The organism is Metapseudomonas boanensis, from assembly GCF_018704125.1.
Lineage (GTDB): Bacteria > Pseudomonadota > Gammaproteobacteria > Pseudomonadales > Pseudomonadaceae > Metapseudomonas > Metapseudomonas boanensis.
In genome coordinates, this window is sequence record NZ_JAGTIS010000019.1 from 14,443 (window position 1) to 34,012 (window position 19,570).

A 19,570-nucleotide genomic window follows, 5' to 3' on the forward strand; every position below is an offset into this window, starting at 1 on the left:
CCTCTGGCAGGGTCATTTCACGGCTCGCCTGGCAAAGTCACGCGGACGGAACCCGAGGAGCGCCAGCATGCCGAAATAGGCAATGACACCAGCCGTTACCAGGACGCCCAGCCGCAAAAGGCGCTCAAGCATACCTCCTTGCTCCCATGGCGGCATGAAATGCATGACACCCAGCAGTACGCCGGACATCACTACCACGGCCACTGCCAGCTTACCGAGGAACTTGCCCCAACCAGGTTGCGGCTGGAACAGTTGCTGACGACGCAGCTGCCAGTAGAGCAGACCGGCGTTCATGCAGGCCGCCAGGCTAATGGCCAGCGCCAGGCCGGCGTGCCGCAGCGGGAAGATGAACGCCACGTTCATCACCTGGGTCGCGACCAACGTGAAGATCGCGATACGCACCGGCGTACGGATGTTCTGCCGCGCATAGAAACCGGGCGCCAGCACCTTGACCAGGATGATCCCGAGCAGCCCTACCGCATATGCGATCAAAGCACGCTGTGTCATCAGCGCATCATTCGCGGTGAACTTGCCGTACTGGAAGAGCGACACCGTCAGCGGCTCAGCCAGTAGCGCCAGCGCCAGGGCACAGGGCAGCACCAGCAGGAAACACAGGCGCAGCCCCCAGTCCAGCAACTGCGAGTAGGCATGGCGGTCGTCACTGGCGTAAGTCTTGGCCAGAGATGGCAGCAGGATGGTCCCCAGGGCGACGCCCAACACCCCTGACGGCAGCTCCATCAGGCGATCGGCGTAATACATCCACGACACCGACCCAGCCGCCAGGAAGGAGGCGAAGATGGTGTTGATGATCAACGAAATCTGTCCGACCGAAACTCCGAAGATCGCCGGCCCCATCTGTTTCAGCACTCGCCAGACGCCAGTGTCCCGGACGTTGAGGCGCGGCAGCACCAACATGCCAATCCGCTTGAGTGCAGGCAGCTGATAAAGCAACTGGGCCAGGCCACCGACCAGCACCGCCCACCCGAGTGCCATGACCGGCGGATCGAAATAGGGCGTCAGGAACAACGCGAAGATGATCATGCTGACGTTCAGCAGGGTCGGCACGAACGCGGGAACCGAGAAACGGTTCCAGGTATTGAGAATGGCGCCAGCCAGTGACGACAGTGAGATCAGCAGGATATAGGGGAAGGTCACCCGCAACAGGTCAGAGGTCAGCTCGAACTTCTCGGGGGTATCGGTAAATCCAGGCGCGGTGACCCAGATCACCCACGGCGCAGCCAGCATGCCGAGCAGGGTGACCAGAGCCACCACCAGCGTCAGCAATCCGGCGATGTAGGCAATGAACGTCCGGGTCGCCTCCTCGCCCTGTTGGGTCTTGTATTCGGCCAGGATTGGAACGAAGGCCTGGGAGAACGCCCCCTCGGCAAATATCCGGCGCAGCAGGTTGGGAAGTTTGAAGGCGACGAAAAAGGCGTCGGTCGCCATGCCCGCCCCGAAGAAGCGGGCAATGATCGTGTCCCGTACAAAACCCAGGACACGGGAGATCATGGTGATCGAGCTGACGGCCGCCAGCGACTTGAGGAGGTTCATTCAGGGTCCGAACTAGATGAGACGATGCGCAGGACACCCTGCTGCAGGAACGAGCTTGCTCGCGAACAAGCTCCGCGCCAGGGCATTCGCGAGCAAGCTCGTTCCTGCAAAGGGGATCGAGTTTAGAGGCCGGAAGGGAATAAATCACCCAGATCAAACGTTAACGCTCGTCGCCAAGACACAGACACACGCCTCAACCACCCTTGACAATGGCAAAGCCTGTCGGCATGATTCGCGGCCTTATTTGAATGTATCCCCCCAGTTTCGAGGAGCTTGACGGTGGCCAACACACCTTCTGCCAAAAAACGCGCCAAACAGGCTGAGAAGCGTCGTAGCCATAACGCCAGCCTGCGCTCCATGGTTCGTACCTACATCAAGAACGTGGTCAAGGCTATCGACGCCAAAGACCTGCCGAAGGCTCAAGCCGCTTTCACCGTTGCTGTTCCGGTGATTGACCGCATGGCCGACAAAGGCATCATCCACAAGAACAAAGCTGCTCGTCACAAGAGCCGCCTGAACGCCCATATCAAGGCGCTCGGTCAAGCTGCTGCTTAAGCTTGAGTTCTTGCGAAAAACCGGCCTTCTGGCCGGTTTTTTATTGCCCACAGAAAAGCACATTCAGCACCCGCTCACTGCAGGGCCGCGCTCATTCACCAAGGGCCGCACAGCGCTCCCAACGATTACCGGACAGGCCTCCAGCCCACCCCGAGAATGCCCTGCATAAGCCAACAAAAAGCCCGGATTTCCGGGCTTTTTGTTGGCTCAAGACTTACTGGGCCAGGGCAGGATCGGAATGGCCGTCACCGCATTCTGCGGACTGCCCTCGATCACCCTGTCGCTATAGACGAGATAGACCAGCGCATTGCGCTTGCGATCGAAGAAGCGCACTACCTGCATGGTCTTGAAGACCAGCGATGTACGCTCCTTGAACACCTCCTCGCCATCCTTCAGCTCGCCATTGAAGCGAATCGGCCCCACCTGACGACAAGCGATGGATGCCTCCGCGCGATCCTCGGCCAGCCCCAGACCACCCTTCACACCCCCCGTCTTGGCGCGCGACAGGTAACAAGTGACACCCTCGACCTTGGGATCATCGAACGCCTCTACGACGATCTTGTCGTTCGGCCCCACCCACTTGAAGACCGTGGAAACCGAGCCGATCTCCTCAGCCGACACCATCAATGGCAGTGTCAGCAGGGCCACTACAAATCCCTTGAATACCCGCATCACTCCCTCCTCAAGCTCAGACCAGAATCAGGTTATCTCGGTGTACCAATTCAGGCTCATCCACGTAACCCAACAATTTCTCGATCAACTCGGAAGACTGACCAATGATCTTTTGTGCTTCGAGGGCACTGTAGTTGGCAAGGCCGCGCGCGACCTCAGCGCCATCGGGTCCGACACACACCACCATCTCACCACGACGGAAACTGCCCTGGACCGCCTTCACGCCGACCGGCAGCAAGCTCTTGCGATCCTGGCGCAACGCCTTGACCGCCCCCGCATCCAGCACCAGCGTGCCGCGAGTCTGCAGATGCCCCGCCAGCCATTGCTTGCGCGCTGCCAGGAGGCCGCGCTCAGGCGCCAGCAAGGTACCCAGGCGCTCGCCCGACTTGAGACGGTCCAGCACACGCTCGATACGCCCCCCCACGATCACCGTATAAGCACCAGAACGCGCCGCCAGCCGCGCAGCACGCAACTTGGTCTGCATGCCACCACGACCGAGGGCACCACCAGTACCACCCGCGACGGCATCCAGCGCCGGATCATCGGCACGCGCCTCAAAAATCAACTGGGCATCAGGGTTATGGCGCGGGTCAGCATCGAACATACCGTCTCGGTCGGTCAGGATGACCAGGAGATCCGCTTCGACCAGGTTGGCCACCAGGGCAGCCAGAGTGTCGTTGTCACCAAAGCGGATTTCATCGGTAACGACAGTGTCGTTCTCGTTGATGACCGGGATGGCGCCAAGCTCCACCAGGGTACGCAGAGTGCTGCGGGCATTTAGGTAGCGTTTGCGATCGGACAGATCGTCATGGGTCAGAAGGATCTGCGCGGTATGTCGACCGTGCTCGGCGAAGCTGGACTCCCAGGCCTGTACCAGCCCCATCTGCCCAACCGCAGCCGCCGCCTGCAGCTCATGCACCGCCTTCGGCCGGCTTTGCCAACCCAGGCGACTCATGCCAGCGGCAACCGCCCCAGAGGAAACCAGCACCAACTCGACGCCAGCATTCCTCAGGGCCACCATCTGCTCAACCCATACCGCCATGGCCGAACGATCCAGACCCCGACCATCCGCCGTCAGCAGTGCACTCCCGATCTTCACCACCCAGCGCTGCGCGCCAGTCACCTTGTCCCGCATATCATCCAACCTTAGCTAGAAGGCCGCGCACCAAGGCACGCAGCCCATGCGTTCACCCCGCAGCGCCGCCAGTCGGCGCCCAGGTCAGGGTACGTAGAAGATTTCCGGCCCGTCGCCGTCATCCTCGTCATCATCAAAATCGTCATCATCTTCAGCACCAGCGCTCTTCAAGCCCGCACGACGCAGCGCGCGCTGGTCATCCATGGCCTGCAGACGCGCACGCGCCTCATCCTCGATACGCTGATCCAACTCGACGAGCGCCTCGGCGTATTCGGGCTCCTCTTCCATGCGCAGCGCACGCTCATCCAGGTAACGCATGATTTCCTGGGACAGCGCCTCGGTGCCCTCACGCTCCAGAGCCGAAATAACGAACACCGGCCCCGTCCAACCCAGCCGTTCAATCACGGCCTTCATGCGAGCATCACGGTCTTCATCGAGCAACTGGTCGGCCTTGTTCAGCACCAACCAGCGATCCCTTTCGGTCAGCGCCGGACTGAAACGTCCCAACTCTTCGATGATGGTTTCAGCCGCATCAGCCGGATCGCTTTCATCCAGCGGCGCCATGTCAACGATGTGCAGCAGCAGGCGGGTACGCGCCAGGTGCTTGAGGAAGCGAATCCCCAGGCCGGCACCCTCGGCAGCACCTTCGATCAGCCCCGGAATATCCGCAACGACAAAGCTCTTGAAGCGACCAACGCTGACCACGCCAAGGTTCGGCACCAGGGTGGTGAAGGGATAGTCCGCCACCTTCGGCTTGGCTGCCGAAACCGCACGAATGAAGGTGCTCTTGCCGGCATTCGGCAGACCCAGCAGACCAACATCCGCCAGCACCTTCAGCTCCAGCTTGAGGTCACGGGACTCGCCCGGCTTACCCTTGGTGGTCTGACGCGGCGCGCGGTTGGTACTGGACTTGAAACGGGTATTTCCCAGGCCGTGCCAGCCGCCCTGAGCCACCAGCAGGCGCTGACCCGGCTTGGTCAGGTCACCAATGATTTCCTGGGTTGCAGCATCGATCACCGTGGTGCCGACCGGAACCGGCAACACCAGATCCTCACCCTTGTGCCCAGTGCAGTCCTTGCTGCCGCCATTCTCGCCGCGCTGGGCGTCGAATCGACGGGTATACCGGTAGTCCACCAGGGTATTGAGGTTCGGATCGGCCTCCATGAACACGGAGCCGCCATCGCCCCCGTCGCCACCGTTGGGACCGCCCTTTTCAATGAATTTTTCGCGACGGAAACTCATCAGGCCATTGCCGCCGTCGCCCGCTTTTACAAAGATCGATACTTCATCGACGAATTTCATCAGGACGCCTCCCGCCACGGGGACGGGTTGAGTAAACAAAGCACATAGGATACAGGGAACCCCGCACGATGCAGAGTTTCCATGAAGCAGAAACAAAAAAGCCCCGTCGCAAGACGGGGCTTTTCCAGCGAGGTCGCGATCAGGCCGCGACGATGCTCACGTACTTGCGATTGAAAGCACCTTTGACCTCGAACTTGATCACGCCGTCCACTTTCGCGAACAGGGTGTGATCCTTGCCCAGGCCAACGCCGAAACCGGCGTGGAACTTGGTACCGCGCTGACGCACGATGATGTTGCCAGCTTTGACAACTTGGCCGCCGAACAGCTTCACGCCAAGGCGTTTACTTTCTGAGTCGCGGCCGTTGCGGGTAGAACCGCCAGCTTTTTTGTGTGCCATGAGTCAAATCCTCCAAAAAGGAAATTAGGCCTGGATGCCGGTGATCTTGATTTCAGTGAACCACTGGCGGTGGCCCTGGCGCTTCATGTGGTGCTTACGACGGCGGAACTTGATGATGCGCACTTTGTCGTGACGGCCCTGGGAGACCACTTCAGCGACTACTTTGGCGCCATCAACAACCGGAGCACCGATTTTCACGTCTTCGCCATTGCCGATCAGCAGGACGCGATCGAAAGTCACGGATTCGCCGGTGGCGACTTCGAGCTTCTCGATCTTCAGGAATTCACCTTCAGCGACTTTGTATTGCTTGCCGCCGGTAACGATAACTGCGTACATGGATTTTCTCCGTTAAACCTGCTCACCCGACGCTTTGTAAAAAGAGGTATTGGTCGGCATGGCTGCATGGGGCCGGAACTGACGCCCGTGCAATTGCGTAAGGCAGGAAAATGCCCAAGGAAGTTCAGGGGCCGCGATTGTACGCAAGCCGCGATTGCGGCGCAAGCTCCGCCGGGGCTCGCCTTGACAGTCCCCGGCCCTGTCCCTAGCATGCCGCGCAACCCAACAGGAGCACCTCTGGCTGATGCAACCCCAGGCTTTCTACCGCGTGGTGGCGGACGATTTTACCGCAGTCGACGATATCATTCGCCGGCAACTGACCTCCCGCGTCCCCCTGGTAGAGAAAATCGGTGATTACATCGTCTCTGCCGGCGGTAAGCGCCTGCGCCCCCTGCTGGTACTGCTCAGCGGCAACGCCCTGGGTTACGGCGGCGACCAGCTGCGCCTGCTGGCCGCGACCATCGAGTTCCTGCATACCTCCACCCTGCTGCACGACGATGTGGTCGACGCCTCCGGCCTGCGCCGCGGCCGCTCGACCGCCAATGCCTTATGGGGTAACGCACCCAGCGTGCTGGTCGGCGACTTCCTCTACGCCCGCTCCTTCGAAATGATGGTGGAGCTCGGCTCCATGCCGGTGATGCGCATCATCTCCCAGGCTACCCGCGTGATCGCCGAGGGCGAAGTGCTGCAGCTGTCGAAGATCCGCGACGCCAGCACCACCGAAGAGACCTACATGGAAGTCATCCGCGGCAAGACCGCGATGCTCTTCGAGGCCTCGACCCACAGCGCAGCCGCCCTGGCCAAGGCCCCCGAGGAGCAATCCGAGGCCCTGCGTCGTTTTGGCGACTATCTGGGCATTGCCTTCCAGTTGGTAGACGACCTGCTCGACTACCGAGGTGACGCAGCCAGCCTGGGCAAGAACGTCGGTGACGACCTGGCCGAGGGCAAGCCGACCCTGCCGCTGATCGCCGCCATGCGTGACGGCACCCCGGAGCAGGCCGCTCTGGTTCGCAAGGCCATCCAGCAAGGTGGCAGCCAGGACCTGGAAGGCATTTGTGCCGCTGTAGAAGCTGCTGGCGCCCTTGACTACACCGCTCAGCTCGCCCGCGACTACGCCGCTCGCGCCATCGCCTGCCTGGATACCCTGCCCCGCAGCCAGTATCGCGACGCACTGGTCGAACTCAGCGAGTTCGCCGTAGCCCGTACCCACTGACGCACCCGCAATTCACATCCTGAAGAGCCCGTCCATGTGACGGGCTTTTTTCAGGCTCATCGCGGAGTCTGGGGGAGATGCGAGTTGACAGCCGGATAGCAGGCACTCTCTCTGTAGGAGCCAGCTTGCTGGCAAACATGTGCCATTCGCGATTCGCCAGCAAGCTGGCTCCTACAAGGTTTCGCGCGCCTTCGATGTGTCACTCCGCCCGACAAGTCCGCCAAGGTGGTGTTGCAGGCTGATGCGACAGAACGATTCCCGGTTCACGGATAGTTCCCATGCAGGGTGCCTTTTGGGGTTCATCATGCTTTCCGGGGAAGGCGGGAAGCCGGCGCCAGCCAGTCGATCCGCTCAGATACGCGTCCGCAGTACAGGCAGTCGACGACGCACCGGCAGTTGCAGCAGGACGCGCTGATCCAGCGGGTTGGGTTTGGCCTACCGGCTGCAAATCGGTAAGCGCTCGCCTGGGGCTCAAGACTGATTAGCAGGGTGTCGTGAGTGGATTGGCGACAGGTGACGACCTCGTAGCCTGGCCAGAAAGCAGCAAGATCAATAGGATGCACGGCGACAGCTGGGCGTGGGGGTTGGTGTGTTTGGCGACCGCCAATCTGCCCACTTCCCTGACTGTCAACTCGCTCTGCCCCCAGATTCCGCGAAGAACCTTTTTTCATGGCTGGACAAAAGGCGTCGATTGGTTCTTGCTATTTTGCTAATAAGAATTATTCTCACTAGCAATTTTCAAAGGAGATGAGCCATGACCTACCTGATCGACGCCTGGCTGGATCGCCCGCACCCCTACCTACGAATCCTGCACCGCGAGACGGGCGAAGTTTGTGCCGTATTAAAAGAGGGAGCGCTCGAAGAGCTGCGCGACCAAGGCGACCTCGACTTGGCCGAACTGAGCTCCAGCGAACCGCTGGTACTCAAGGAACTGGTGCGAAATCTGTTCCTGTTCTGCTTTGCCCGGGCCTTGCGCCCGCCTGAGGGGTAGTTCGATGACGCTGGGACGCGTCATCAGCAAGGCCTGCGCCCGGGCGCGAGCCTTGCAGCGAGGGCAAAGGCGCCCTCGCGGTTCCTGGGCAGGCCAGGGAAGGCCCGCCCAGCGGCCATCCGATCGACGAATCAGAGGATGTCGAGCAGCTCCACGTCGAACACCAGGACGCTGTGCGGCGGGATGCTGCCGACAGCCTGGCCACCGTAGGCGAGTTCACTCGGAACATGCAGACGCCACTTGCTGCCAGTGTTCATCAGCTGCAGGGCTTCGACCCAGCCAGCGATCACGCCACCAACCGGGAATTCGGCAGGCTGGCCACGATCGTAGGAACTGTCGAACACAGTGCCGTCGATCAGCGTGCCGTGGTAGTGGGTGCGCACCGTGTCTTCGCGGGACGGCTTGGCGCCCTCGCCTGCCACCAACACTTCGTATTGCAGGCCAGAGGCCAGCACGGTGACGCCTTCACGCTTGGCGTTTTCCACCAGGTACTCGCGACCGGCACCGGCAGCGGCTTCGGCCTTGACCTGTGCTTCGGCTTGCATACGCTCGCGGATCACCTTGAAGCTGGCGGACAGTGCAGCGCCATCAACGCGGCTTTCCTGGCCCTGGAAGGCATCGCGCAGGCCGGCGACTACGGCATCCAGGCTCACGCCCGGCGGGGGGTTGTCACGGATCTGATCGCCGAGCTGGCGGCCGATGCCATAGCTAACGCGGGTTTCGTCGGTGGAAAGATCGAGTTCGGACATGGCGGGGCTCCGCTTGGAAAAAAAGGCCGGCCAGACTAGCACAGCCTCAGGCTCGCAGCGCACCCCCTCGGCCAGCTACCGGCCCCGCCGCGCCCCTTCAGTGCGATAGCCGAGTCGACAGGGGTACGCTCACCTGGTCCTGACCACCCGCTTCGAGCCCACACATTTCGTCGTGGACGACGTCATGGACCAGGTGAAAAGGTAGCTTCGGGAACTGATGGAGCACCTCACGGGCATGCTCGACGGAGCGCAGTTGCACGACATGACCATGGCCATCGTCCAGCGCGTGGTTTCGCCCATCGATACGCGCCTCCAGCAAATAGATGCCGCCTTCCAGGGAGATCAGGTTGAGTTTTTCGATGTGCCCGGCCCGGGCATGGCTGGAGAGGTCTTGCAGGTTCATGGCACCACCTCACGCATGGGTTCACCCCAGAATCTAACGGGTGTTTGCCAGCATGGCCAAGAATCGGCAGATTGAAATGCAACCGCCCGTCTGCTTTTGACAGACGGGCGGTCGGGCTGACGCTGACAGCAGGCGATCAGTGGTCGTGCTTGGTCATCTTGTCCAGGTAGCCCATGGCAAAGGCTGAGATGACGAAGGTCATATGCAGGACGACGTACCACATGATCTTGGTGTTCTCGATGTTCTGGGCATCCATGAAAATGCGCAGCAGATGGATCGAGGAAATCGCGACGATGGACGCGGCCACTTTCATCTTCAGCGAACCGGAGTCCATCTTGCCTAGCCAGCTGAGCTTCTCCTTGCCGTCATCGATGTCCAGCTGGGAGACGAAGTTTTCGTAACCCGAGATCATCACCATGACAAGCAATCCACCGACCAGCGACATGTCGATCAGCGACAGCAGAACCAGGATCAGGTCAGCCTCGGTCTTCTCGAAGACGTGGGGCAGGATGTGGAAGATCTCCTGGAAGAACTTAAGGCTCAACGCCAGCAATGCGAGCGACAGGCCAAGGTAGATGGGAGCCAGCAGCCAACGGGCGGCATACATCGAATTTTCTAGAAGGCGTTCCATGGAACCTCGCTGCAAGGGAAAAAACGGCGGCGAGTATACCGAGGCGGCACTTTCAGAAAAATATCGGGGACCCTCCCAGACATATCCCCACACACTGTGGATAAGTCTGTGAATGAGCCTTGGAATGTCGAGCGTACCCCTGACTACCCGCAGCTCTCATGCGTCCGCTCAAATGTTGCTCAACCTTCCGGTCAGGTATCTGGACGGAACTGGTAATCACCCAGGTTCCGGCAACGCTCACCATTGAGACGTCGCAGCTCCCCCTGAAGGTGTATGCGCCAGATGGGCGGATCGTCCGCCTCCTTGTAGCCTTGTTCGGCCAGGCAATCGGCGATTGCACTGAGCACCGATTCAGCTACCAGAGGCCCATGGAATGGGCCCTGCGCCTTGATCGCCGAGGGCTGCTCCCCAGACATGCCCGCCGCACAGAGCAGCGTCCAGAGTCCTTTTTCTCCCGCCAGCGGGCGAATGACGCATTCGATCCGGGTGACCAATCCCAAGCATTGGCGGGTAAGGCAGAGGTTGCGCGGCATAGCGGCTTTCCTCGCAAGGGCCTGCAATTGAGCCTACACCCGGTTTGCCATATCGGAAAGGGAGCGGCTTATCCACGAAACCTGTGGATAAGCCTGTGCACAGCAAGAGGGAAAAGTGCACATCGAGCATGCCGACCAAGGGATGGCCGGCACTGTTCAGTGACTGACCAGCCGCACTAGAAACACGCCAGGGCAGCTGGTCGCATCACGGACTCAGGCGGGGTCCTGGGTCTTGTCAGCCACGGGCTTCCTGGCCGGAGCCTTGCGCACCGGCTTGGCCGGGGCGGCGGCCTTGGCGGCAACCTCGGCAACTTCAGGCGTCGAAGCAGGCTTTTCCTCTTCGTCCATTCCCATTTCGGCAATTTCACGTAGCCGCGCCACCACTCGGGCGTTGACGCTACCCTCCGGGAACTGCCCCTTTTCATCCGGCACACCAGCCGGCTCGCCGACCAGCAGACCGAGCGCTTCATCGGCCTGACGCACGGCATAGACATGGAACAGGCCATTGCGTACGGCTTGTAGAACGCGCTCGTCGAGCATCAACGTCGCCACGTTGGCCTGGGGAATGATGACACCCTGCTCCCCGGTCAAGCCGCGCGCCTCGCAAAGGCGGAAGAAGCCTTCGATCTTCTCGTTGACCCCGCCCACCGCCTGCACCTCACCGAACTGATTGATCGAGCCAGTGATGGCGAAACACTGCTTGAGGGGCGTGCGCGAAAGCGCCGAGATCAGAGTACAGGCCTCGCCCAGGGATGCGCTGTCGCCATCCACATAACCGTAGGATTGCTCCAGAGCGATACTCGCGGAAATCTCCAGTGGGAACTCCTGAGCATAGCGGCTGCCAAGGTAGCCGGTGAGGATCATCACGCCCTTGGAGTGGATCGGCTGGCCGAGGTTGACCTCACGCTCGATATCGACGATCCCGGAGCTGCCTGGGTAGACGGTGGCGGAAATGCGCGCCGGTACACCAAAGGCCGAGTCGCCGACTTCCAGCACGGTGAGACCGTTGCACTTGCCGACAGCCGCGCCTGCGGTGTCGATCAGGATGATGCCGGCCAGCATGTCGTCGAGGATTCGTGCCGAGACACGTCCGGTGCGGGTGGCCTTGGCCTTGAGGGCACGCTCGATATGCCCTGCATCAGTCACCGCGTCACCGGCGAGATGGCGGATGAAATCCGCCTCGCTGACCAACTGGAACAGGTCGCCGATACGCGCTGACAAGCGCCCCTGGTGTTCGGCCAGACGCGCGCTGTAAGTCGCCAGGCGAGCTACGGCCTCTGCCGTCAGGGGCGCCATGCCCTCTTCGGAGGTACGCGTTTTCAACAGCTGGGCGAACTGCTCGAGGCTGTCTTCGGACAGGGTGATTTCCTCGTCGAAATCCACCAGCACCCGGAACATCTCCTGGAAGTCCGGATCCAGGTCCTGAAGCGTGTAGTAGAGCTGGCGCGAGCCGATGATCACCACCTTGACCTGGAGCGGAATCACCTGCGGCGTCAGGGAAACGGTGGCCAGGCGCCCCAGCTCGGCCAGAGGAGACTCCATCTTCAGCTGGCGGGAATGCAGGGCGCGCTTCAGCGCATCCCAGACGAACGGCTCGCCGAGCAGCTTCTCCGCTTCGAGGACCAGGAAACCGCCATTGGCACGGTGCAGCGCTCCGGGGCGTAGCTGCCGATAGCTGGTGTACAGCGCGCCCTGGTCGGTGCCGTATTCGATACGGCCGAACAGGTTGTCGTAGGTCGGGTGGGACTCGAATACCACCGGCGCGCCACCGCTGGAGTGGTGACCCACTACCAGGCTGGGGCAGTACTGCTCTTCCAGCATCTCGCGGCGCTGGCCATCCGGCTTGTCGTCCAGCAACTGGTCGACCACGGTTTTCAGCAGGTTGATCTGCATGGCCTGGAGATAGGCCACCACCCCGGCGTTCTCCGCGTATTTCTCGGAAAGCGGCGCCAGCAGCGGCTGCAGGGCCTGGGTGATGGTCTCCTCGTTCAGTTGGCGCAGCTGGTTGCTGGTCTCGCGCTTCCATTGCGGCAAGCTGGAAAGCTCCTCATTGAGGCGCTCCTCCAGGGCGGCGATGTCATCGTGGAAGCGCTCGCGCTCGGATTCCGGCAACTGCGAGAAGTCCGCCTCGTCCAGCGCCTTGCCATCCTTCATCGGGGTGAAGGCGATATTGGCGCTATCGCGGTACAGGGCCACGTCTTTCTCCAGCGCAAGCCGCTCGATCACGTCGAGGGCGCGGTCATAGCGCTGGTTGAAGATGCGATCGATGGCGCTCTTCTTCTGTTGATAAGTCGGGGTTTCGAAGACCGCCGGGAAGGTCGACAGCAGGTTATCGACCAGATGACTGATGTCGCAGATGAAGGCGTTTGCCTCACCGGCAGGCAACTGGATCGCGCGCGGCTCCCGCGGCTCCTCGAAATTGTTGACGTAAACCCAGTCAGCGGGGGTTCCGAGGCGCTTGCCCTCTGCCTTGAGGTAGCGCTGTACATAGGAAAACCGCCCGGTACCCGGCTCGCCCATCACATAAACGTTGTAGCCCGGCCGTGGCATCGCCACGCCGAACTGCAGGGCTTCTACCGCGCGCTCCTGGCCGAGCACGCCACGGAAAGGCTCCAGGTCTTCGGTGGACTTGAAACAGAACTGCTCGGGTTGGAAGGGACGGGTCAGCGCATCGGGCGCCAGTCGCAGACTGGCAGCGAAGGAATTCAGCATCGAGAATCCTTGAAGGACGGTGAAGAAGCATTGGCCGCATTCTGGCGCTGCCTGAACATCACTGGCAAGGCATTGCGCCATGCCGTTTTCAGCCGGACATATCCGCACACCCCAGACAGAACTCCGCAGCAGGCAGAACCGCCAGGCGCGCCGGCTCTATGGGCTCACCGCAACGCTGGCAATAACCGTAGCTCCCATCGACCAACCGCAGCTTGGCCATGCCGACACGGCGCAGCGCCGCCTCGGTTTCCGCCAGGATAGCCTCGAGCACCTCGTCGTTTTCCCGCTGTAACGCCTGCTCGGCGAAGTCCGGCGAGTGACTTCGGGCCAGATCCTCGCGGATGGCATTGGCACGAGCGGTGTACTCCGCGATCAGGGCATCGAGAACGGTGCGGGGATCGGTGGCAGTCATATCGTCTACTCCCAGGGTCGTTCATTAAGTGTGGACGCTTTGGCAAAGGCTGCATGCCGCTGTACCAAACTTGCAAATATGGAAGCTCTGGCCTTGCTTGACACCCGCACCGGCCATCCCCAAAGCTCTGACCGCCGACGAACCTCTCGCGAAGAAGAGTTGCGCCCTTGAAACGGATTTTCCCGTACCTGACGCTTTGCACCTGCATCAATAGCCTCGCTACCCCTTCCCTCCCCGCCGAACACCTGGAGGTCCTGGCCGCAGATCCCTACTGGATTGCCCTCGGCCATTATGAGACCGGCAAACTGGGCGGCTGGCGCAGCTACGTGGACGACGAGAAGTTCTTCCTGGCCGACAACGGCGCCAGCGACCCGGCCGCCGAGCTGCGCGCCACGCTGGATGCACTGTACGCCCCGGCCGACCTGGGCGACCAGCACCCTCAATGCACCTACCCGGCGCGTACCCGCTGGCTACGCGACCAACTGCGTCTGACGGACTTGCCGCACCCTGCCTGCGCCGAGTACCGCGCGTGGTTCGCTGATATCAACCCGCACAGCACCGTACTGGTGTTCCCGGCCGCCTACCTGAACAGCCCCTCGTCGATGTTCGGCCACACGCTGTTGCGCATCGACCAGGCGGATGTGCATGAAAACAACACGGCCATGCTCAGTTATGCACTGAACTTCGGGGCCTTCATCGAGGGGGCCGACAACAGCATCCTTTACGCCTGGAAGGGCTTGATGGGTGGCTATCCCGGCCTGTTCGCCCTGGTGCCCTACCGCGACAAGCTCAGCGAGTACAGCCGCCTGGAGAACCGCGACCTCTGGGAGTACCGGCTCAACCTCACCGCTGAGGAAACCGGGCGGATGGTCGAGCACGTCTGGGAGCTGAAGCAGGTCCGCTTCGATTACTACTTCTTTGACGAAAACTGCTCTTACCGCCTGCTGGAGCTGCTGGAAATCGCTCGCCCCGGCATCGAACTCACCGAAGAATTCCCGATCACCGCCATCCCCACCGATACGGTCCGGGCCGTCAAGCAGGCGGGACTGGTGCAGTCCATCGACTACCGGCCGTCGCGGGAGAAGGAACTGCTCGCTCGTGCCGAGCCGCTCGACCATGACGAACAGCAATGGGTGCTTCGCCTGGCCGATGACACCCGCCTGCTGGATGACCCGGCTCTGCTCTCCCTGCAGGCAGAACGCCGTGCCCTGATCCAGGACGCAGCATTTCGCCTGGTGCGCTACCGCTCCACGGGCGAGCAACGCACCCGCGAGAACTCCGTCCGCAGCTTCGAGCTGTTGCAGGCGATCAGCCGCAATCCCCCCCAACCGCTGGACGTCGACCGCCCCGCACTTCCGGAAGAAGGCCACGAATCCCGCACCTGGCAGCTTGGCGCCGGCAGCCGCGATGACCGCGCCTTCGCCGAGTACGGACTGCGAATGGCCTACCACGACCTGAACGACAACCTGGAAGGCTTTCCGATTGGCGCACAGATCGAGATCCTCCAGCTCAAGCTGCGCCAGTACGAAAACAACCATTGGCAATTGCAGCGCCTTGACCTGGCAACCATCCGCTCGCTGACACCCCGTAGCGAGCTGCTCAAGCCCTGGTCCTGGCAGGTGGCCGGCGGCCTTGAACGGGCGCCGGGCGAGGACGACGACGAGCGCCTGGTCAGCCACCTCAATGGCGGCGTCGGCGGTAGCTGGCAACTGGGCGAAGAGGCCCTAGGATTTGCCATGGCCACCGCCCGCATCGAACACAACGAGGACTTCGCCCCCTTCATCGCCAGCGCCGCCGGCTTCGACACCGGACTGCTGTGGCACAACGCCTTGGGCAGCCTCACCCTCGAAGCGGCGGGCAACTACTTCCACAACGGTGAAGTACGGCGCCGCCTGTCGCTCAACCAACAATGGGAAATTTCCCGCAATCTCGGCCTGCGCTTCAGTGCGCAACGGGAGTTCAGCCAACTGGCGTCCCCGGTGAACGAGGTGATGCTGGAACTGAAGTGGTATCACTACTAAGCGCAAACCCGCTCCCCGGGGATCCGGGCTACCTACCTCCCGCGCCTCTTGCAGGAGCCAGCTCGCTGGCGAATTGCGCTGCAACATTCGCGAGCAAGCTCGCTCCTACGTAGTCCGCACTCCACCGGTAAGAACGATGCTCAGCCGGCCCGGAATGGCTCAGAATGCTTATCTACATCCCCATCAGGAACGGTCCATGAAGCACAACGCCCCACAGGTGCTGGAAGTCGCGGGCGGTAAGCCGATCAAGCTCTGGACACAGGATGTGCCGGTGGAGGACGAGGCCCGCCAGCAGCTGATCAATACCGCAAAGATGCCCTTCATCTTCAAGCACCTGGCCGTAATGCCCGACGTGCACTTGGGCAAGGGCTCGACCATCGGCAGCGTGATCCCCACCGTTGGCGCTATCATTCCCGCCGCGGTCGGTGTCGACATCGGCTGCGGCATGATCGCCGCGCTCACCTCGTTGCGCGCGGCAGACCTGCCGGACAACCTGCATCGCCTGCGCAGCGCCATCGAAAAGGCCGTGCCCCACGGCAAGACTTTTGGCAAGCGTGACCAGGGCGCCTGGGACGAGGTACCGGATGCCGCCAGCCAGGCCTGGCGGGCGCTTGACCGGCGCTTCAGGGCCATCACCGCCAAGTACCCGCGTCTGGAGAAGACCAACAACCGCCATCACCTCGGCACCCTGGGCACCGGCAACCACTTCATCGAGGTTTGTCTAGACGAGGCCGACCGCGTCTGGTTCATGCTGCATAGCGGCTCACGCGGCGTGGGCAATGCCATCGGTACGCTGTTCATCGAATTGGCCCAGGCAGACATGCGCCAGCACATCGCCAACCTCCCGGACCGGGACCTGGCCTACTTCGAGGAAGGTAGCCGGCATTTCGACGACTACGTGGAAGCCGTCGGCTGGGCCCAGGACTTCGCCCGCCAGAACCGCGCCCTGATGATGCAGGCGGTGATCGCCGCTGCACGCAAGGTCATTGGCAAGCCGTTCGAGGCGAGCCTCGAGGCGGTGAACTGCCATCACAACTATGTGCAGCGGGAGCAGCACTTCGGCCGCGAGGTGCTGGTGACGCGCAAGGGCGCGGTATCAGCGCAGAAAGGCGAGCTGGGCATCATCCCCGGCTCGATGGGCGCGAAAAGCTTCATCGTTCGCGGGCTCGGCAACGAAGACGCCTTCTGTTCCTGCAGCCACGGAGCCGGGCGGACCATGAGCCGCTCCCGCGCGAAGAAACTGTTCACGGTCGAGGATCAGGTACGCGCCACGGCCCATGTGGAATGTCGCAAGGACAAGGACGTGATCGACGAGATCCCCATGGCCTACAAGGATATAGATGCCGTCATGGCAGCCCAGCGTGACTTGGTCGAAGTGGTGCATACGCTACGGCAGGTGGTATGCGTGAAGGGCTGAGCGCCTTGACGCTTTCATCACATCGCGCCCCTTAGACTCCACGCATGTTCCTTGCTGTGCGCGTCACTTCTGCATGGCGCACTGGAGTCCGAAATGGCGTCACGTCGCGCCACCCTTCTGTTGATCATGCTCACCTACGGCCTGCTGGCGGGCTGTGAAGCCACTCGGGAGCACTTGCTCGCCCAGGGTTATCCCCCGGCGTTTGCCGACGGCTTCGACGATGGCTGCAGCAGCGGTCGCCAGGCGGCGGGCATTATCAGCGGAACGTTTCGCAAGGATGTGCCCCGTTACCTCAAGGACGCGGCTTACGCCGAGGGCTGGAGCGACGGCTTTCGGCAATGTCAGGCGCAGGTGGAAAGCGAAGAGCGCCGCGCCTATTTCGAACGCTTCCATGACGACGAGGATGACGACTGGGAGCGGAACCGGGATAACGCCATGGGGAGGGCGTTGCATCCCGATTGATGGGAGGTTGCCCCTCTCTTGTGAGGGGCGAATGAACTCCCCTCACAAGGCGACGCCTCAAGGAAAGGCCAATGCTTAAACCACCCCTTGCGCCAGCATGGCGTCGGCCACTTTGACGAAGCCAGCGATGTTGGCGCCCTTCACGTAGTTCACCCGGCCGTTTTCTTCGCCGTAGTGCACGCAGGCGTGGTGGATGTTCTGCATGATGCCGTGCAGGCGTTGGTCCACTTCGCCGGCGGTCCAGTGCAAACGCATGGCGTTCTGGCTCATCTCCAGGCCACTGGTGGCCACGCCACCGGCGTTGGAAGCCTTGCCCGGAGCGAAGAGGATGCCCGCCTCGATGAAGATATCCACGGCTTCCAGGGTGGAGGGCATGTTGGCGCCTTCGGCCACGCAGACGCAGCCGTTGGCCAGCAGGGCACGCGCATCCTCGGCGTCCAGTTCGTTCTGGGTCGCGCAGGGCAGCGCGATGTCGCAGGGCAGCGCCCATGGTCGCTGGCCCGCCAGGAAGCGCAGCCCCGGGCCGGTCAGCTCGCTGATACGCCCGCGGCGGACGTTCTTCAGCTCCATCAGGCTTTCCCACTGCTCCAGGGTCAGGCCGGCCTCTGCGAACAGGGTGCCTTCCGAGTCGGACAGCGAGATCACCTTGCCGCCCAGCTCCATGACCTTCTGTGCCGCGTACTGGGCGACATTGCCGGAGCCAGAGATGGCGACGCGTTGGCCGTCGAAGTCGCGACCAATGCCCTTGAGCATCTCCTGAGCGAAGTAGACGCAACCATAACCGGTGGCCTCCGGACGGATCAGGCTGCCACCGTAGGCCAGCCCCTTGCCGGTGAATACCGAGGTGAATTCGTTGGCCAGGCGCTTGTACTGACCGAAGAGGAAGCCGATTTCCCGAGCGCCCACGCCGATGTCACCGGCTGGCACATCCAGGTCGGCGCCGATATGGCGATAGAGCTCGCTCATGAAGGACTGGCAGAAGCGCATCACTTCCGCGTCACTCTTGCCCTTGGGATCGAAATCCGAACCGCCTTTGCCGCCGCCCATGGGCAGCGAGGTCAGCGAGTTCTTGAACACCTGCTCGAACGCCAGGAACTTGAGAACACCGAGATTCACCGAAGGGTGGAAGCGCAGGCCGCCCTTATAAGGGCCGATGGCGCTGCTCATCTGTACGCGGAAGCCACGGTTGACCTGCACCCGCCCCTGGTCATCGACCCACGGCACCCGGAACAGCACCGCGCGCTCTGGCTCCACCAGGCGCTCGAGAATGCCGGCTTGCTGGTATTGCGGGTTGGCCTCAAGGAAAGGCCAGAGGCTGCGCAGCACCTCTTCCACCGCCTGGTGGAACTCGGGCTGATCGGGGTCGCGCCGCTTCAGGCGCGCGAGAAACACGTCGAGGGATTGGCTCATGTCTCTTCCTGGAGATTTGTTGATCGGTCGGACAAAATGGCCGCCGACTCTATCAAGGAAGCGCAGCGCCAGAACAGTGCAAGATGACGCTTTTATGAAACTTTTTGGTGCATGGATATAAATTACCCACCCTCTCCTACCGGCCTTCCGGCAGTTTCACCACTTGGCGAGGGCTGATTCCCAGCCCACTGCGCTTGCCCTGTAGCAACACTTCCCCGCTCTCCGGCAAGGTGCGCCAGAGGCTCTCAGGCACGCAGACACCAAGTGCCACCGCCTGATCATCCAGCACCAGCGCGATGCGATGCCCGCAGCCCAGGCCACCCTCTTCCTTGGCCAGCACACGGGCCGTGAATTCGGCATCTACCCCAAACCACTGGGTATAGAGCGCCGCGACAGGCACGTTGAGCGCCCCCCAGGCCACAAGTGCCATCAGCGAGCCCAATGTCAGGTGCAAGTACAGCCGGGCACTACCCGAATCCAGCTTGAACAGGACAGCCAGGCGCTCGCGCCAGGCCAGCAAGGCATAGAGTCCACCGCCCAGCAGCAAGGCCCCGCCGACCGACCCCAGTTGCCAGGCCGAGGATGGGTAGAAGGAAAAATAGAGGCCGCAGGCCCCGAACAAGGCCAGCGCACACAGCCACATCAGGTAGGCGTTGAATCCTTTCATT

20 protein-coding genes and 1 pseudogene are annotated in these 19,570 nt (G+C 61.9%); 6 read left to right on the forward strand and 15 right to left on the reverse strand.

Annotated elements, in window-relative coordinates:
- Positions 1 to 12: 12 nt before the first annotated feature.
- Positions 13 to 1,551, reverse strand: a complete 1,539-nt coding sequence (murJ, locus tag J7302_RS23135) for a murein biosynthesis integral membrane protein MurJ (protein WP_215380259.1) — start codon at positions 1,549 to 1,551, stop codon at positions 13 to 15.
- Positions 1,552 to 1,830: 279 nt separating this feature from the next.
- On the opposite strand from murJ, the gene rpsT reads away from it, so the two are divergent.
- Positions 1,831 to 2,106, forward strand: a complete 276-nt coding sequence (gene rpsT / locus J7302_RS23140; RefSeq protein WP_215380262.1) for a 30S ribosomal protein S20 — start codon at positions 1,831 to 1,833, stop codon at positions 2,104 to 2,106.
- 207 nt (positions 2,107 to 2,313) lie between these two features.
- On the opposite strand, the gene J7302_RS23145 is transcribed toward rpsT, so the two are convergent.
- The 5 genes from J7302_RS23145 to rplU all read right to left on the reverse strand — a co-directional run bounded on the left by J7302_RS23145 (position 2,314) and on the right by rplU (position 5,948).
- Complete coding sequence (locus J7302_RS23145; protein ID WP_215380264.1) at positions 2,314 to 2,778, reverse strand: CreA family protein; 465 nt, start codon at positions 2,776 to 2,778, stop codon at positions 2,314 to 2,316.
- Positions 2,779 to 2,794: 16 nt separating this feature from the next.
- Positions 2,795 to 3,913: a glutamate 5-kinase gene (gene proB, locus J7302_RS23150; protein WP_215380266.1), complete on the reverse strand. Its 1,119-nt coding sequence runs from the start codon at positions 3,911 to 3,913 to the stop codon at positions 2,795 to 2,797.
- Between the two features lie 84 nt (positions 3,914 to 3,997).
- Entirely contained in the window at positions 3,998 to 5,215 is a 1,218-nt protein-coding gene (cgtA, locus tag J7302_RS23155; protein WP_215380268.1) for an Obg family GTPase CgtA, read from the reverse strand.
- A gap of 139 nt (positions 5,216 to 5,354) precedes the next feature.
- Complete coding sequence (rpmA, locus tag J7302_RS23160) at positions 5,355 to 5,612, reverse strand: 50S ribosomal protein L27 (RefSeq protein ID WP_215380270.1); 258 nt, start codon at positions 5,610 to 5,612, stop codon at positions 5,355 to 5,357.
- Between the two features lie 24 nt (positions 5,613 to 5,636).
- Positions 5,637 to 5,948 carry a 50S ribosomal protein L21 gene (gene rplU, locus J7302_RS23165; RefSeq protein ID WP_016490856.1) on the reverse strand — a complete coding sequence of 104 codons (312 nt, stop codon included), beginning with the start codon at positions 5,946 to 5,948 and terminating at the stop codon, positions 5,637 to 5,639.
- 244 nt (positions 5,949 to 6,192) lie between these two features.
- Here rplU and J7302_RS23170 point away from each other — a divergent pair, with 244 nt between their 5' ends.
- Positions 6,193 to 7,161, forward strand: coding sequence for a polyprenyl synthetase family protein (locus tag J7302_RS23170; RefSeq protein WP_215380273.1), 969 nt, complete (start codon positions 6,193 to 6,195; stop codon positions 7,159 to 7,161).
- 308 nt (positions 7,162 to 7,469) lie between these two features.
- Here the strand turns inward: J7302_RS23170 and J7302_RS27180 are convergent.
- Positions 7,470 to 7,724, reverse strand: a pseudogene (locus J7302_RS27180) (ISL3 family transposase); the annotation flags it as partial.
- Between the two features lie 191 nt (positions 7,725 to 7,915).
- Between J7302_RS27180 and J7302_RS23175 the strand changes: the two are divergent.
- Complete coding sequence (locus J7302_RS23175) at positions 7,916 to 8,152, forward strand: PA4570 family protein (RefSeq protein ID WP_215380276.1); 237 nt, start codon at positions 7,916 to 7,918, stop codon at positions 8,150 to 8,152.
- Between the two features lie 131 nt (positions 8,153 to 8,283).
- Here J7302_RS23175 and J7302_RS23180 read toward each other — a convergent pair whose 3' ends face one another.
- The 6 genes from J7302_RS23180 to J7302_RS23205 form a co-directional block, all read right to left on the reverse strand.
- Positions 8,284 to 8,901, reverse strand: coding sequence for an FKBP-type peptidyl-prolyl cis-trans isomerase (locus J7302_RS23180; RefSeq protein ID WP_215380279.1), 618 nt, complete (start codon positions 8,899 to 8,901; stop codon positions 8,284 to 8,286).
- Between the two features lie 97 nt (positions 8,902 to 8,998).
- Positions 8,999 to 9,304, reverse strand: a complete 306-nt coding sequence (locus tag J7302_RS23185) for a DUF6482 family protein (RefSeq protein WP_215380283.1) — start codon at positions 9,302 to 9,304, stop codon at positions 8,999 to 9,001.
- A gap of 136 nt (positions 9,305 to 9,440) precedes the next feature.
- On the reverse strand, positions 9,441 to 9,935 hold the full coding sequence (locus tag J7302_RS23190; RefSeq protein WP_215380285.1) for a TIGR00645 family protein: 495 nt from the start codon (positions 9,933 to 9,935) through the stop codon (positions 9,441 to 9,443).
- Between the two features lie 191 nt (positions 9,936 to 10,126).
- Positions 10,127 to 10,468: a PA4575 family protein gene (locus J7302_RS23195; RefSeq protein ID WP_215380287.1), complete on the reverse strand. Its 342-nt coding sequence runs from the start codon at positions 10,466 to 10,468 to the stop codon at positions 10,127 to 10,129.
- Between the two features lie 213 nt (positions 10,469 to 10,681).
- A complete protein-coding gene (locus tag J7302_RS23200) occupies positions 10,682 to 13,180 on the reverse strand; it encodes a Lon protease family protein (RefSeq protein WP_215380289.1) in 2,499 nt (832 codons plus the stop codon).
- Between the two features lie 88 nt (positions 13,181 to 13,268).
- On the reverse strand, positions 13,269 to 13,592 hold the full coding sequence (locus tag J7302_RS23205; protein ID WP_215380291.1) for a TraR/DksA family transcriptional regulator: 324 nt from the start codon (positions 13,590 to 13,592) through the stop codon (positions 13,269 to 13,271).
- A gap of 167 nt (positions 13,593 to 13,759) precedes the next feature.
- Between J7302_RS23205 and J7302_RS23210 the strand changes: the two genes are divergently transcribed.
- From J7302_RS23210 to J7302_RS23220, 3 genes are all read left to right on the forward strand, one after another.
- Complete coding sequence (locus tag J7302_RS23210) at positions 13,760 to 15,613, forward strand: Lnb N-terminal periplasmic domain-containing protein (RefSeq protein WP_215380293.1); 1,854 nt, start codon at positions 13,760 to 13,762, stop codon at positions 15,611 to 15,613.
- 196 nt (positions 15,614 to 15,809) lie between these two features.
- Complete coding sequence (locus tag J7302_RS23215) at positions 15,810 to 17,030, forward strand: RtcB family protein (RefSeq protein WP_215380296.1); 1,221 nt, start codon at positions 15,810 to 15,812, stop codon at positions 17,028 to 17,030.
- A gap of 93 nt (positions 17,031 to 17,123) precedes the next feature.
- On the forward strand, positions 17,124 to 17,492 hold the full coding sequence (locus tag J7302_RS23220) for a hypothetical protein (RefSeq protein ID WP_215380298.1): 369 nt from the start codon (positions 17,124 to 17,126) through the stop codon (positions 17,490 to 17,492).
- Positions 17,493 to 17,567: 75 nt separating this feature from the next.
- Here the strand turns inward: J7302_RS23220 and gdhA are convergent, their stop codons facing one another.
- On the reverse strand, positions 17,568 to 18,902 hold the full coding sequence (gene gdhA, locus J7302_RS23225) for an NADP-specific glutamate dehydrogenase (RefSeq protein WP_215380300.1): 1,335 nt from the start codon (positions 18,900 to 18,902) through the stop codon (positions 17,568 to 17,570).
- A 136-nt stretch (positions 18,903 to 19,038) separates the two neighbouring features.
- Positions 19,039 to 19,569, reverse strand: a complete 531-nt coding sequence (locus J7302_RS23230) for a hypothetical protein (protein WP_215380302.1) — start codon at positions 19,567 to 19,569, stop codon at positions 19,039 to 19,041.
- Position 19,570: the final 1 nt, after the last annotated feature.